13 protein-coding genes are annotated in these 15,434 nt (G+C 32.7%); 9 read left to right on the top strand and 4 right to left on the bottom strand.

Annotated features, from left to right (window positions below; translation table 11 throughout):
• Positions 1-35: 35 nt before the first annotated feature.
• Positions 36-1,103, top strand: a complete 1,068-nt coding sequence (gene fbaA / locus IEV15_RS04300) for a class II fructose-bisphosphate aldolase (protein WP_188361269.1) — start codon at positions 36-38, stop codon at positions 1,101-1,103.
• 48 nt (positions 1,104-1,151) lie between these two features.
• Positions 1,152-2,003, top strand: coding sequence for an acetyl-CoA carboxylase, carboxyltransferase subunit beta (gene accD, locus IEV15_RS04295; RefSeq protein ID WP_188361268.1), 852 nt, complete (start codon positions 1,152-1,154; stop codon positions 2,001-2,003).
• A 56-nt stretch (positions 2,004-2,059) separates the two neighbouring features.
• Here accD and IEV15_RS04290 read toward each other — a convergent pair whose 3' ends face one another.
• Positions 2,060-3,313, bottom strand: coding sequence for an ABC transporter permease (locus IEV15_RS04290; RefSeq protein ID WP_188361267.1), 1,254 nt, complete (start codon positions 3,311-3,313; stop codon positions 2,060-2,062).
• Between the two features lie 186 nt (positions 3,314-3,499).
• On the opposite strand from IEV15_RS04290, the gene purH reads away from it, so the two are divergent.
• From purH to rodA, 6 genes are read left to right on the top strand one after another with little or no spacing between them, the layout of a single operon-like run.
• Positions 3,500-5,026, top strand: coding sequence for a bifunctional phosphoribosylaminoimidazolecarboxamide formyltransferase/IMP cyclohydrolase (gene purH, locus IEV15_RS04285; protein ID WP_188361266.1), 1,527 nt, complete (start codon positions 3,500-3,502; stop codon positions 5,024-5,026).
• A 54-nt stretch (positions 5,027-5,080) separates the two neighbouring features.
• Positions 5,081-6,109 carry a rod shape-determining protein gene (locus IEV15_RS04280; protein WP_188361265.1) on the top strand — a complete coding sequence of 343 codons (1,029 nt, stop codon included), beginning with the start codon at positions 5,081-5,083 and terminating at the stop codon, positions 6,107-6,109.
• Positions 6,110-6,154: 45 nt separating this feature from the next.
• Positions 6,155-6,976, top strand: a complete 822-nt coding sequence (mreC, locus tag IEV15_RS04275) for a rod shape-determining protein MreC (RefSeq protein WP_188361264.1) — start codon at positions 6,155-6,157, stop codon at positions 6,974-6,976.
• A complete protein-coding gene (locus IEV15_RS04270; RefSeq protein ID WP_188361263.1) occupies positions 6,969-7,475 on the top strand; it encodes a rod shape-determining protein MreD in 507 nt (168 codons plus the stop codon). Before mreC ends, IEV15_RS04270 begins: the two co-directional genes overlap by 8 nt.
• Positions 7,472-9,325 carry a penicillin-binding protein 2 gene (gene mrdA, locus IEV15_RS04265; RefSeq protein WP_188361262.1) on the top strand — a complete coding sequence of 618 codons (1,854 nt, stop codon included), beginning with the start codon at positions 7,472-7,474 and terminating at the stop codon, positions 9,323-9,325. Before IEV15_RS04270 ends, mrdA begins: the two co-directional genes overlap by 4 nt.
• Entirely contained in the window at positions 9,325-10,578 is a 1,254-nt protein-coding gene (gene rodA, locus IEV15_RS04260) for a rod shape-determining protein RodA (protein WP_188361261.1), read from the top strand. The genes mrdA and rodA overlap by 1 nt, the downstream gene beginning before the upstream one ends.
• On the opposite strand, the gene IEV15_RS04255 is transcribed toward rodA, so the two are convergent.
• Positions 10,579-11,382: a DNA/RNA non-specific endonuclease gene (locus tag IEV15_RS04255; protein WP_188361260.1), complete on the bottom strand. Its 804-nt coding sequence runs from the start codon at positions 11,380-11,382 to the stop codon at positions 10,579-10,581. It lies immediately after the preceding gene.
• A gap of 65 nt (positions 11,383-11,447) precedes the next feature.
• Between IEV15_RS04255 and IEV15_RS04250 the strand changes: the two genes are divergently transcribed.
• Positions 11,448-12,005: a hypothetical protein gene (locus IEV15_RS04250; RefSeq protein ID WP_188361259.1), complete on the top strand. Its 558-nt coding sequence runs from the start codon at positions 11,448-11,450 to the stop codon at positions 12,003-12,005.
• A gap of 40 nt (positions 12,006-12,045) precedes the next feature.
• On the opposite strand, the gene IEV15_RS04245 is transcribed toward IEV15_RS04250, so the two are convergent.
• Together IEV15_RS04245 and IEV15_RS04240 are read right to left on the bottom strand one after the other, a co-directional pair.
• The gene (locus IEV15_RS04245) at positions 12,046-13,149 is read right to left on the bottom strand and encodes an ABC transporter permease (protein WP_188361258.1); all 1,104 of its coding nucleotides are present in this window, start codon (positions 13,147-13,149) and stop codon (positions 12,046-12,048) included.
• A 7-nt stretch (positions 13,150-13,156) separates the two neighbouring features.
• Positions 13,157-15,340: a carboxy terminal-processing peptidase gene (locus IEV15_RS04240; protein ID WP_188361257.1), complete on the bottom strand. Its 2,184-nt coding sequence runs from the start codon at positions 15,338-15,340 to the stop codon at positions 13,157-13,159.
• Positions 15,341-15,434: the final 94 nt, after the last annotated feature.

The following is a 15,434-nucleotide window of genomic DNA, read 5'->3' as shown; positions in this document are numbered from 1 at the left end:
ACTATTTTTGTAAGCTAACTAAAACATATATATATATGAGTCATACAATTAAACCAGGAGTTGCTACCGGTGATGATGTACAAGCAATCTTTAATTATGCTAAAGCTAAAGGTTTTGCATTACCTGCGGTAAATGTGATAGGTTCCAGCTCAATAAATGGCGTTTTGGAAACCGCTGCAAAATTAAATGCTCCTGTTATAATTCAATTTTCAAACGGAGGAGCAATTTATAATGCCGGAAAAGGGTTGTCAAATGACGGACAAAAAGCAGCAATCTTAGGCGGAATTGCCGGAGCAAAACATATTCATACTTTAGCAGAAGCATATGGTGCTACTGTTATTTTACATACTGACCATTGTGCTAAAAATTTATTGCCTTGGATTGATGGTTTGTTAGATGCCTCAGAAAAACATTTTGCCGAAACCGGAAAACCTTTATTTTCTTCGCACATGATTGATCTTTCCGAAGAACCAATTGAAGAAAATATCGAAATTTGTAAAGCTTATTTAGCTCGAATGAGCAAGATGGGAATGACTTTAGAAATTGAACTTGGCGTTACCGGTGGTGAAGAAGATGGTGTTGATAATTCTGATGTTGACAGTTCAAAATTGTATACGCAACCAGAAGAAGTAGCTTATGCTTATGAAGAATTAATGAAAGTAAGTCCAAAGTTTACAATTGCTGCGGCTTTTGGAAACGTTCACGGGGTTTACAAACCGGGTAATGTAAAATTGACACCGGTAATTTTAAAAAATTCTCAAGAATTTGTTCAAAATAAATTCAACACAATTTCAAATCCAATAGACTTTGTTTTTCACGGAGGTTCGGGTTCAACCTTAGAAGAAATCAGAGAAGCTATCTCTTATGGAGTAATCAAAATGAATATTGATACCGATTTACAATTTGCTTTTACAGAAGGAATTCGTGATTATATGACTTCAAAAATTGACTATTTAAAAACTCAAATTGGAAGTCCGGATGGCGATGATTCCCCAAACAAAAAGCATTATGATCCTAGAAAATGGATTCGTGAAGGTGAAATGACTTTCAATAAACGTTTAGAACAGGCATTTGCTGATTTGAACAATGTAAACACACTCTAAAAAAACGGAAAACCGACAACAGAAAACGGAATACTAATAACTAAACATATGGCTTGGTTTAAAAGAACAGAAAAAGGAATTCAAACGGCTACAGAAGATAAAAAAGATGTGCCAAAAGGATTGTGGTATAAATCTCCAACAGGAAAAATAGTTGATCAAGACGAATTAGCAAAAAATTTATGGGTAAGTCCTGAAGATGATTTTCATGTACGAATAGGAAGTGCTGAATATTTTAGTATTCTTTTTGATGATGGTTTTAAAGAATTGGATGCAAAAATGACATCTAAAGACCCTTTAAAATTTACAGATACCAAAAAATATTCGGATCGTTTAAAAGACGTGATGGAAAAAACAGGATTGAAAGATGCCGTAAGAACTGCCGTAGGAAAATCAAAAGGAAATGATTTAGTAGTTTGTTGTATGGATTTTGCTTTTATTGGCGGATCAATGGGAGCTGTAGTTGGAGAAAAAATAGCAAGAGGAATTGATTATTCAATAAAAAACAAAGTTCCTTTTATGATGATTTCAAAATCAGGTGGAGCCCGAATGATGGAAGCAGCTTATTCCTTAATGCAATTAGCAAAAACATCAGCTAAGCTAGCTCAATTGGCTGAAGCAGGAATTCCATACATTTCACTTTGTACAGATCCAACTACTGGAGGAACAACCGCTTCTTATGCGATGTTAGGTGATATAAATATCGGTGAACCCGGAGCTTTAATCGGTTTTGCCGGACCAAGAGTTGTAAAAGACACTACCGGAAAAGATTTGCCAGAAGGTTTTCAAACTTCTGAATTCTTATTAGAACACGGATTTTTAGATTTCATTACCCATAGAAAAGAATTGAAAGACAAAATAAATCTGTATATCGATTTAATTCTAAATCAAGACGTTAGATAAAAATAAAATCCCGATTGCTCGGGATTTTTTTTATATCTAAAAACTAATTATCATTACTACATTCCACTTCGGATTGCCTCCACCGGATCTAATTTAGATGCAGAAATAGCAGGAATGATTCCAGAAATCAACCCAATAAAACCAGCTAAACCTGTTCCTAAAATTATATTACCGGTACTTAAAACAAATTCAAAATCTAAAACTTTTGTTACAATAGCAGCAATTCCCCAAACCATCAAAAGACCAATTATTCCACCAATAACAGATAAAATAATGGCTTCAAACAAAAACTGGAACAAGATAAATCTATTTTTTGCTCCTAATGATTTTTGAATTCCAATTAAATTGGTTCTTTCCTTCACAGAAACAAACATAATATTGGCAATTCCAAAACCACCAACTAATAAAGAAAATCCAGCTATTAACCATCCTGCAATGTTTAATTGTGTAAAAATACCATCAATCAAATCAGTAAAACCAGATAGAACATTAATAAAAAAATTGTCAATATCGGTAACTTTCACGCCTCTGTATGTCCTCAATTTTTGAGTAATTTCACCTTTAAAAGCCTCCATATCGACTCCTTTTTCCGGCTTTATTAGTATAGCAGGAGTTATCATATCACTATTTTCACCATACAACCGTCTAATAAAATTCATAGGAATAAAAACTGCGTTGTCTCTACTATCTCCAAAAGTTGAAAACCCTTGTTTTTCTGTTACACCTATAACTGAGAATCGTTGTCCGTAAAGTCTAATTTTTTGACCAATAGCTTTATTTGAATCTACAAACAAACCTTCTGCAACGCCAAAACCTAAAATAATTACAGGAGTACCTGAGTTGGATTCTGATTCATTAAAAAAACGCCCTTGTCCAATTTTGATTCCGTCAATCCCTTCAAATTCATTGGTTGTAGGTGTAACTCTTACTTGACTAACAGTTTGATCTTCAAATTTGATATTTTCATTTCTGGTAAAAAGATTAAACGCCATTTTATCAACACCGTTTAATGATTTTTTTAAATACTCAAATTCATCGTAAGTAACATTGGGAAATTGCTCTCTTTTCCACTGTGGGATTTCAGTCGGTCCAAACGAAAAACGCATTAAGTAAACAGTGTTTTTATCTAAATCACTTAAATCTGCTTTCACTTTTCTGTCCAAAGAATCAACGGCTGCCAAAACAGCAATAATTGAAAAAATTCCAATAGTTACTCCCAAAAGCGATAAAAAAGTTCGGAGTTTGTTTGTTCGCAAAGCATTCATTGCAAAACTAAAACTCTCTTTAAGCAAACGTAAATATACCAACATGAGTTAAAATCAAATAAGATATCTTATTAGTAGAAAAAAAGGACAGAATGTTACAAAAAATATGAAAACTTCTAACGATATCAAAACAGATTGAAAGTTACAAAAAATTCTAAGAAAGTAATCCCGTAAACTTTTGAAAGTTAAACAGACAAATAGTACTTTTGCACCTTTAAATCTAACTACAACATGAACAACTCAAAAAACATTCAATCGGCTTTAATTTCAGTATTTGACAAAACGGGATTAGAGCCAATTGTACAACAACTACACCAACAAAATGTAACGCTTTATTCTACCGGAGGAACCGAAGATTTTATAAAAAATTTAGGCATTCCAGTTGTGGCTGTTGAAGATGTAACTTCTTATCCTTCTATTTTAGGAGGCCGTGTTAAAACATTGCATCCAAAAATTTTTGGAGGAATTTTAAACCGTCAAGATCATGAAGGTGATGTTCAACAAATGGAAGAATTTAATATTCCACAAATTGATTTAGTAATTGTTGATTTATATCCTTTTGAAAAAACTGTTGCCTCTGGTGCTTCTGAATCAGATATTATTGAGAAAATAGACATCGGCGGAATTTCGCTTATACGTGCTGCTGCAAAAAATTTCAAAGACACGGTAATTGTTGCTTCTGTAAATGAATATTCATATTTGTTAGATTTAATTGTTGCTCAAAATGGAACTACAACTTTGGAGCAGAGAAAATTATTAGCTACTAAAGCATTTCATGTTTCATCACATTATGACACAGCGATTTTTTCTTATTTTAATACTGATGAAACCATTTATAAACAAAGTATAGCTGATGGGCAAATACTAAGATATGGCGAAAACCCTCATCAAAAAGGGTATTTCTTTGGAGCTTTTGACCAAATGTTTACTAAAGTTCACGGTAAAGAACTTTCTTATAATAACCTTTTGGATGTTGATGCTGCTGTAAATTTAATTTTAGAATTCAAAAATAACAATCCCACTTTTGCAATTTTGAAACACAATAACGCTTGTGGATTAGCAACAAGAAGCACTATGAAAGACGCTTACTTAGCAGCTTTAGCCGGTGATCCAACTTCTGCTTTTGGCGGTGTTCTTATTGCCAATGGAACTATAGATAAAGCAACGGCAACTGAAATTAACCAATTATTTTGCGAAGTTGTGATTGCTCCAAGTTTTGATGCGGAAGCCATTTCAATTCTTCAAGAAAAGAAAAATAGGATTATTTTAGTCCTAAACGAAGTTGAATTACCTCAAAAACAAGTTAGAACTTGCTTGAACGGATTGTTAATTCAAGAAAGAAATGCAATTACAGATACTAAAGAAGGATTAAAAACCGTTACTACTCTTGAACCTACTAATCAAGAAATTGAAGACTTACTTTTTGCCTCAAAAATTTGTAAAAACACCAAATCTAATACGATTGTTTTAGCCAAAAACGGTCAGCTTATTGCTGCCGGAACCGGACAAACTTCTCGAGTTGATGCCTTAAAGCAAGCTATTGAAAAAGCAAATTCTTTTAATTTTGATTTGAAAGGAGCTGTAATGGCAAGCGATGCATTTTTTCCATTTCCTGATTGTGTAGAAATTGCTCATCATGCCGGAATTACAGCTGTAATTCAACCAGGTGGTTCAATTAAAGACGAATTAAGCATCACATATTGTAATGAAAATAATTTGAAAATGGTATTTACAGGAACACGTCATTTTAAACATTAATTTTTATACCTTTGTGTGTTATTTTTATAAACCTAATAAACCCTAAACAAACGTATGGGATTTTTTGATTTCATGACCGAGGATATCGCAATTGACCTTGGTACAGCAAACACATTAATTATTCATAATGATAAAGTTGTAATTGACAGTCCGTCGATTGTAGCCCGTGATCGAATTTCCGGAAAAATAATAGCCGTTGGAAAAGAAGCCAATTTGATGCAAGGAAAAACACACGAAAACATTAAGACTATTCGTCCCTTAAAAGATGGTGTAATTGCTGATTTTGACGCATCTGAAAAGATGATAAACATGTTTATCAAAAGCATTCCTGCTTTAAAGAAACGTTTGTTTACACCTGCTCTAAGAATGGTAGTTTGTATCCCTTCCGGAATTACTGAAGTGGAGATGCGAGCTGTAAAAGAATCTTGTGAGCGTGTAAATGGAAAAGAAGTTTACTTGATTCATGAACCAATGGCTGCGGCAATCGGTATTGGTATTGACATTATGCAACCAAAAGGAAACATGATTGTTGATATCGGTGGTGGAACAACAGAAATTGCCGTAATTGCTCTAGGAGGAATTGTTTGTGATAAATCTGTAAAAATTGCAGGTGACGTTTTCACCAATGACATTGTATACTATATGCGTACACAACACAACTTGTTTGTTGGAGAAAGTACCGCAGAAAAAATAAAAATTGAAATTGGTGCTGCTATCGAAGATTTAGAATCACCACCTAACGAAATGTCTGTTCAAGGAAGAGATTTATTGACCGGAAAACCAAAACAAGTTGATGTTTCCTATCGTGAAATTGCAAAAGCATTAGACAAATCTATTCAAAGAATTGAAGATGCCGTAATGGAAACTTTATCGCAAACACCACCGGAACTTGCCGCAGATATTTACAATACCGGAATTTATTTAGCAGGTGGAGGTTCCATGTTAAGAGGTTTGGACAAGCGAATTTCTCTAAAAACCGATTTACCTGTTTATATTGCTGAAGATCCTTTGCGAGCAGTTGTTAGAGGTACCGGAATTGCATTGAAAAACATCAATAAATATAGAAGCATCTTAATTAAGTAAGCTTTTCAACAAACGATTTTACCTTACATTTGAAGCGAATTACTCATGCAGCAAATTCTTAACTATATCATTAAAAACAGCATCCGAATGCTGTTTTTGCTGCTTTTAGGAATTTCGTTATTGCTTACAATTCAATCGCATTCGTATCACAGAAGTAAGGTTATTAATTCCGCAAATGGCATAACCGGTGGAGTTTATGAAAAAATTCATTCCTTTTATGAATTTATGAATCTGAAATCTGAAAACGAAGGTTTAGCGGCTGAAAATGCGTTGCTTAAAAGTTTACTCTACAATCAATCCGATAGTATAAACAAGTTTGATCAAGATCCGCTGAATATTGAAAATGATTACGTGGTGATTCAATCAAAAGTTATAAAGAATTCCTATTCTATTCACGAAAACTTTTTGACTATTAACACTGGAAGAGCCAAAGGCGTTAAACCATTCATGGGTGTGGTTAACAGCAAAGGAATCGTAGGAATCGTAGATATTACTTCAAAAAATTATGCCACCGTTGTTAGTGTTTTAAACACAAAATCAAAAATAAATGCCAAGATTAAAAAATCCAATCATTTTGGAACACTAACTTGGAATGGAAAAAACACCGGTTTTGTTCAATTGATTGATATTCCTCGATTGGCCTCTGTAAAAAGAGGAGATACTATTGTAACTGGAGCTCAATCTGTTTTTCCGGAAAATATTAGTATAGGAACCATTCATAAAATATATATCGATACAGAATCCAATTTATTCACTATGGATGTTAAACTTTTCAATGACATGACAAGTTTAGGCCATGTTTATGTTATTGAAAATAAAAACAGAGAAGAATTAGAAGAATTAGAAGCACAAATCAAAGATGAATAGTACTTTTTTGACCAACATATTTCGCTTTATTCTTTTGCTTGCAATTCAGGTTGTAATCTTTAATCATTTTGATTTTTTAAAGTACATTAATCCTTATCCTTACATTCTGTTTATCCTTTTATATCCTGTCAATGGAAATCGCTATGGTTTGTTACTTGCCAGTTTCTTTTTAGGTTTATTCATGGATATGTTTAGTGATTCAGGCGGTGTTCACGCCGCTGGTTGTGTTACTTTAGCCTATTTCCGACCTGCCTTTTTTAAATTCTCCTTCGGATTAAGTTATGAATACCAAACGGTTAGAATTAATGACAGACTAACTCCCGAACGATTTTCTTTTCTTTTAATTTCAGTATTGACACATCATTTAATTTTATTTTTATTAGAAATTTTTAGATTTTCATTTTTTTGGGATATTCTATTGCGAACTTTTTTAAGTAGTATTTTTACCTTAATTTTATGCATTAGTTTGATTTATTTGTTTAAACCTGTAAAAAAATGAGAAAACTTCTCCTTCCTTCACTTATAGTAGCCGCTACTTTATTGATTTTAGTGAAGCTTTTTTATTTACAGGTTGTTGACGATTCCTATAAATTGAAATCAGAAAATAATGCCATTAAGATTGTTTATGAATATCCGGAAAGGGGCTACATATATGACAGAAATGGCAAATTATTAGTAGCCAATCAACCTTCTTACGATTTGATGGTGATTCCAAGAGAGATTAAAAATCTGGATACATTAGAATTTTGCAAACTTTTAGATATCACAAAACAAGATTTTGATAGAATTTTAAAGAAAGCCATTAATCACAGTCCTCGATTGCCTTCTCCTTTTTTGACCCAATTAAACAGAAAAGATTTTGCCGCTTTTCAAGAAAAAATTGGAAAATTCAAAGGTTTTGAAATTCAAAAACGTTCACTTAGAGATTACCAAGTTGCCGTTGGAGCCAATATTTTTGGTTATATCACACAAGTAAACCAAGCAATCATTGACAACAATCCCTATTACAGAAGTGGTGATTTAATTGGAAAACAAGGAGTTGAACAAGAATATGAAGAATTGTTAAGAGGTCAAAAAGGGGTTAAATATTATCAACGTGATAAATTTAACCGAATAATTGGTCCTTATAAAAATGGGATTTATGACACTATTGCCAAACAAGGTGAAGACATAACGCTTTCTATTGATATTGAGCTTCAAAAATATGGTGAAGCTTTAATGGCAAACAAACGAGGAGGAATTGTAGCAATAGAACCCAAAACAGGTGAAATTTTAGCTTTAATTTCGGCTCCGTCATATGATCCGGCTCTTTTGGTTGGAAGGCAACGTTCAAGAAATTATACCAAACTTTATAATGACAGTATCGCAATGCCTTTATTTGACAGAGGTTTACTTGCAGAATATCCCCCTGGTTCGCCATTTAAAATTTTAACGGCTTTAATTGGTTTACAAGAAGAAGTAATTGATGAGCAGACAACTTTCTTTTGTCGTCGTGGCTTTAGTTATGGCAATCGATTTATGCGTTGCCATGATTCGGGCGGATTTAGCTTGAATGCAGGAATGTATAGTTCCTGCAACACTTATTTTGCCAATGTTTATAAAAAAACCATCGAAAAATATCCAAAACCTTCACAAGGTGTAGATGCTTGGAGTAGTCACTTAAAAAGTTTTGGTCTTGGTGACTACATGGGTTATGATTTGCCTCCAGGAAAAAGAGGAAAGGTCCCTACTACAAAATTATATGACAAATATTACAGTGCCGGTGGTTGGCGAAGTACAACAATTATTTCAAACGCAATCGGACAAGGTGAAATTTTAACCACTCCAATTCAGTTGTGCAATGTTATGGCAGCTGTTGCAAATCAGGGTTATTATTATACTCCTCATGTAATTAAGAAAATTCAACATTATGACATTGATGCAAAATTCACAACCAAACATCAAACAACAATTGATCAACAATATTTTCCTCCGGTGATAAATGGGCTTTTTGATGTTTATAACAAGGGAACTGCCTCAAGACTTCAAGTTGAAGGAATAGAAATTTGTGGAAAAACGGGAACTGCTGAAAATTTCACTAAAATTGACGGAAAAAGAGTGCAACTTACAGACCACTCCATATTTGTTGCTTTTGCACCAAAAGATGATCCAAAGATTGCTATTGCAGTATTTGTTGAAAACGGATATTGGGGTGCTCGAATTGCGGGACCGATTTCGAGTTTGATGATTGAAAAATATTTAAAAGGAACAATCACACGAACAGATCTTGAAAAGAGAATGTTTGAATCAAGTTTAGAAAAAGAATATGCCAAAGTTATAAGCGGCGAACCTTTTAGCATCAATAAATAATGAAGAATCAAAATGTAACAAGTAATCTTGACTGGATTTCTATATTAATTTATGGAGCATTGGTCATATTAGGTTGGATGAACATTTATTCATCTTCATTACCAATTGAAACAGTCAATTTTGATATATCTGCAATTTATGGAAGACAACTCTTGTTTATTGCACTGACCATTCCTTTGATAATAGTCATACTTTCTATTGATGCAAAGGTTTATGAAAAATTTGCCATTGTTTTTTATATAGTCGGTATACTTCTACTTATTGGATTATTTGTATTTGGTAAAACCGTAAAAGGACAAACAAACTGGTATGGGGTTGGAAATTTTAGTTTTCAACCTTCAGAATTTGTAAAAACCGCAACTTCCTTATTATTAGCAAAATACCTTAGTGATGCCTTAGTAATTTTAAAAAACACCAAACATCAACTCATTGCTTTTGCAATAATTGGTATTCCCATTTTATTGATTTTACTTCAACCCGATGCCGGAAGTGCGATGATTTTTATATCGTTAGTGTTGGTTTTGAACCGAGAGGATTTACCTGATTGGTACTTGTGGACAGGTTTCTTTGCTTTGTTGTTATTCTTTGGTTCTCTATTAATTGAACCTGAATATATCATAATAACTATTGTTGTTTTAATAATTATTCACTTTTTAAGAGCCAAACGAATTAATAGAAATCCACTTGCCTATTTAATGGTTTTTATAGTCTCGACAGCATTTGTTTTGTCGGTAGATTTTGTTTACGATAATGTATTGGAACCTCACCAAAAAGACAGAATCAATGTACTTTTTGATGATGGAGTAGATATGAAAAAAGAAGGTTATAATTTAAATCAGTCTATGATTGCCATCGGTTCAGGTGGTTGGATTGGAAAAGGCTTTCTTGAAGGAACACAAACCAAAGGGGGGTTTGTACCGGAACAACACACCGACTATATATTTACAACAGTTGGTGAAGAATGGGGCTTTGTTGGCTCAACTGTTGTTATACTTCTATTTGTTGCTTTGCTAATGAGATTACTTTATTTAGCAGAACATCAAAAAACAAAATTCAGTAGGGTTTATGGCTATTGTGTAGTTTCTATACTTTTTACCCATTTTTTTGTAAATATAGCCATGCTTATCAAGTTATTCCCAACAATTGGAGTTCCTCTCCCCTTCTTTTCATATGGTGGTTCAAGTTTGTGGGCATTTACTATCTTATTGTTTATCTTTTTAAAATTAGATGCTAACAAAGTAAATGAATGGTAGTTAATTAAAACTCCATTTTTTATAATCTACCGAATTTTCCAACTCATTTTCAATAGAATCAGGTAATTGATAGAAAAAATCAATTCCGGTTCTTTGCTCTAATTCTTTTACAGAAACAACAAACTCATAAAGCGGTCGATTGCTTTCTTGATGCGGCACTAAAAAAGCAATCATTTTTGGTTTTTCACCTGAAGTATTTAATAAAACTTTATAAAAATAATTAGGCACTGCAACTTTCTCTTTTCCAATCGTTGGCAAATTATCTTCTAAAACACTTCCTGTGATGACATATAGTCCATCATATTTTTGAGCCCAATAGCGAACTTTTTGTTCCAATCTATTCCAAATGCCGTTATTAAAATCAGGTAATTGCGGCGTGACATTTGATGTATAAAAAGTAGCATCAAAAGCTTCTTTGGAAAATTTCATATCCCCGGCCGGAACTAAATGACCTCTATCATAACCTGAATTTTTATAATTTCGCCAATCTGCTGAACGGGTTGTTACTTTTGGATCTTCAATAAAAAATGGGCGTTTAAAATTTGAATTACTAAGGTTGTTTCTTTTTAGTTCATAAGCTACCCATTCTGCCTGTTCGTGTTTTTCGGAATAGGATAAAGTATAATCCGTGTGAAATATAATTTGATTGGTTGTGGAAGTTGGATGATAATCAAATTCATCAGGATTGAAAGTGTATGAAACTGTTTCAGTTGAAACAGCAGTTTTTAAATCTGCTTCCTTTTTACATGAAACCAAAAGGATTATTAAAAGTGAATATTTTACAATTTTAACAATATTATACATACGGCACAATTTTTGTATCTTTGTAAAGATATTCATTAATTTATAAAATAAAAACCTTTTCTATTATGAAAAATATTTTACTCACCCTTGCATTTCTATTATCAATCAGCTATTCTTCCGTTGCTCAAGTTAATGAAAGACCTGTAAAAGATACATTAGCACTACCCGTTACAGCAGCTGAAATTGCAAAAAAACAAAAAGAAGCTCAACAGGCACAAAAAGAAGCTCAGCAAGTGCAGAAAGAAGCTCAAAAACAACAAAAAGCTACTGAAAAAGTTCAAAAAGAACAAGAAAAAAGACAAAAGCAAAATGAAAAAATTGCACGTCAAAATGAAAAGCGACAAAAACAACTAGAAAGAGATCAGAAGAGATTTCAAAAGCAACAAGATGCTATAGCTAAATCAGAGAAGAACTTACAAAAAACGCAAAGTAGAATTGCTAAAGAAGAAAAATCTTTAGCGAAGAACAGAGAAAAACTTATTAGAGATCAAGAAAAAGGAAAACTTTCTCCAATCAAAATTGAGAAAGAAAATAACCGGATTGAGAAACAAAAAGAAAAAATAAAAAAGTTAGAACAACAAGCAGAAAAAGATCAAAAAAAATTATCTAAAAGCAGAAATTAATTTTACTACAGAAAGGATTTACATAATGTAAATCCTTTCTTTATTTAACATCCATAGCATCTCGCAAGGCATTACCTGTGAGCATAAAAGCTAAAGTTATAAACATGATAGCCATTCCCGGAATTAAAGCCAAATAGGGTTTGCCTAAGATGATATAACTGTAATGATCTTTTATCATTCCTCCCCAACTAGGAATTGGCGGTTGAGCACCTAACCCCAAAAAACTCAATCCACTTTCCACCAAAATAGCAGAAGCGAAATTGGCAGCTGAAATTACAATAACAGGTGCCATAATATTGGGTAAAATATGATTTATAATAATTCTAACGTTGGAAAAACCTAAAGCTCTTGCTGCGGTTACATATTGCATTTCTTTCACGCTTATAATTTGACCTCTAACAACACGGGCTACTTCAACCCACATTGTTAAACCAACAGCGACAAACACTTGCCAAAATCCTTTTCCTAAGGCTAATGTGATTGCAATTACCAACAAAAGTGTGGGGATGGACCAAATTACATTGACCAACCACATCACAGCAGCATCAACTTTTCCGCCATAAAAACCTCCAAGTGAACCAAAAAACAAACCTACAAGTACAGAAATCAAAACAGCAACAAAACCAATGGAAATTGAAACTCGTGACCCTACCAACATTCTACTCAACAAGTCTCTTCCGTATTTATCTGTTCCTAAATAAAACTTTTTATCTTTTATTAACTCTTTTTCAACCTCTTTAAAAGAGGAATAGCCATAAAACTTATCTAATGTAATTTCTTTTTCTATTAGAATAGATTCGTCTTCATTATATTCTACATAGTGTAGCACATCATTTTTAATCGCGTATGATTTTATTGGAATTTCCGTTATTTGATTTGTGCTTCCTAAAAAATAAGATTTAAAAGTTTTTGGAGATAAAAATTCATTAGGAACAGTTAACATTTTAACTTCAAAACCAGGAGATTGTGAATGTATTGACAAATGCATTTGGTTAGCATTCTCCGTATTATCGGGTGAAAAAACATAAGCAAAGAGTGCTAAAAAAACCATTAAAACTATGTAGCCCAAACTAAAAACACCCCAAAAATTTTGTTTAAATTTTTGGAGTGCAATAGCAGTTAATGATTTATTTTCCAGACTCATTCGTAAATTATGACTTTACGAGTTTTTCTTTTTTCTTCAAATTTACATCACCTTTAATAACTGGTTTTGTTTGCAAATCATCTAAAATATTCAAAGCTTCTTCAACATAAATATCTTTTGATAAATTCTCAAACCAACGCTCTCTTTTTTCTTTGAATGATTCATCTTTATTCATCAACGCTGTATCATCTTTAATTGGTTTGAACACCAAATTATTTGTATAATCTGAAATGATTTTGAACTCTTTACTTTTTTCTTCCAGCTCAACTTGTTCTTTTTGAAAATTTTCCAACTTTAAATTATAAACTGATGCATCTCTGCGTTCTTTTGTCCATTGAGCACTTCTATCGATAAGTTGAAAATGTTCATTGTTAGCCAATCGACTTTTACTGTTATCAATTGCTTTATCAAAATTCACTTGTTTGTTCCAAGTAGTATAAACAGCCGGATCAATTTTTGTCCATGGCATAGCATTATCCAAATCGCGTTCACCAATATTAATATGTGAATACCTGTCCGGTAGCACAATATCGCTGGAAACCCCTTCTAATTGAGTTGAACCACCATTAATTCTATAAAATTTTTGAGTTGTAGTTTTTAAAGCTCCCAAATCACCGACAGCATTTCCTCTGACAAATTGATTCAAGTCGATTACATTTTGAACCGTACCTTTTCCATAAGTTTGCTTACTTCCAATAACCACTCCTCTTTTGTAATCTTGTATTGCTGCTGCTAAAATTTCTGAGGCTGAAGCCGAAAAATTGTTCACTAAAACTACCAAAGGACCATCCCATTGTACTCTAGAATCTCTATCATATAAAACTTCTTTCTTGGTTCCGGCTGATTTTATTTGAACAACAGGACCTTGCTCAATGAATAAACCGGTTATGTCAACAACTGTTTTCAGAGATCCACCTCCATTATCACGAACATCCATGATAATTCCTTGAATTCCTTCTTCCTTTAATCGTTCCACTTCGATAGCTACATCTTTTGCAGCATCTCTACTATCTTTGTTTTCAAAATCAATATAAAATTTAGGCAAGTTAATGATGCCGTATTTCACACCATTTCTTTCAATAATACTAGATTTTGCATATGTTTCTTCTGTTTCAACAGTGTCTCTGATTAATGAAATAACACTTATTGTTCCGTCTACTTTCTTAACGGTCAATTTAACTTCTGTTCCTTTTGGTCCTTTGATTTTTTTGACAATATTATCTAATCGCATTCCAACCACATCCAAAGGTTCTTCGTTAGCTTGAGCAACTTTCAAAATGATATCGCCGGGTTCTAATTCTTTTCCTCTCCAAGCCGGACCTCCTGAAATTAATTCTGTAATTTCTGTAAAATCATTTTTCTTTTGTAGACGAGCACCAATTCCTTCAAATTTTCCACTCATGCTAACATCAAAACGTTCTTTATCATCAGGAGCCATATAGTTTGTATGTGGGTCAAATCGAGATGAAATAGCGTTGATGTAAACAGAAAACCAATCATTTCTATCTAAATCTTTTATAAAACTAAAATAATCGTTTAATGAATTCAATGTACTTTCTCTAGTTTCCTTTTCTAAATCTTGAAAACTTTTTACCACATGTTCTGCATCATTTTTTTTCTTGTCCTCTTCTAGTTTAAGTTTTTCGGCCATTGAGGATATAGTAGAAAGCTTGATTTGCTTTCTCCAACGTTCTTTTAATTCTTTAGTGTTTTTTGCATAAGGAAGCTTTTCATAATCCGTATCAATTTCTTCATCAACTGTATAATCAATAGGTTTACTCAAAATCTCTTTAAAAAATTTAGTGCTTTCCTCCATTCTTTTTACATAGGTAGTATAGGTCAAATCAAAAAAAGTAAGTTCTTTATTTTTAATTTGATCATCGATTTCAAGTTCATATACAGCAAAAGCGTCAATATCCGATTGTAAAAAAAATCGTTTTGAAGGGTCTAATGCCATCACATAATCCTTATAAATTCCTTTCGACAAATCATCATCAATTGCAACCGGATCATAATGACCTCGTTCTATTACGAACGTTAATAATTCAATTAATAATTTATCTTTTTCCGGATCATTTTTTGGTGTTGATTTAAAATCAGACACGGTAAATGCAACAAGCGAAACTGATATTGCTATTACCAACAATAGGGATTTAAAATTCTTTTTCATAAAATCAATTATATTATCCATTAGGGTATGTACAAGTTTATTAAAAATTGTGCCATTTGTGTAAATAAACAAAAAAATAGTTTGTTTTATTCAACTTTCAAACAAAGTTATAAAA

Source organism: Flavobacterium orientale, assembly GCF_014638005.1.
Lineage (GTDB): Bacteria > Bacteroidota > Bacteroidia > Flavobacteriales > Flavobacteriaceae > Flavobacterium > Flavobacterium orientale.
This window is presented reverse-complemented; position numbering and strand designations above follow the sequence as displayed.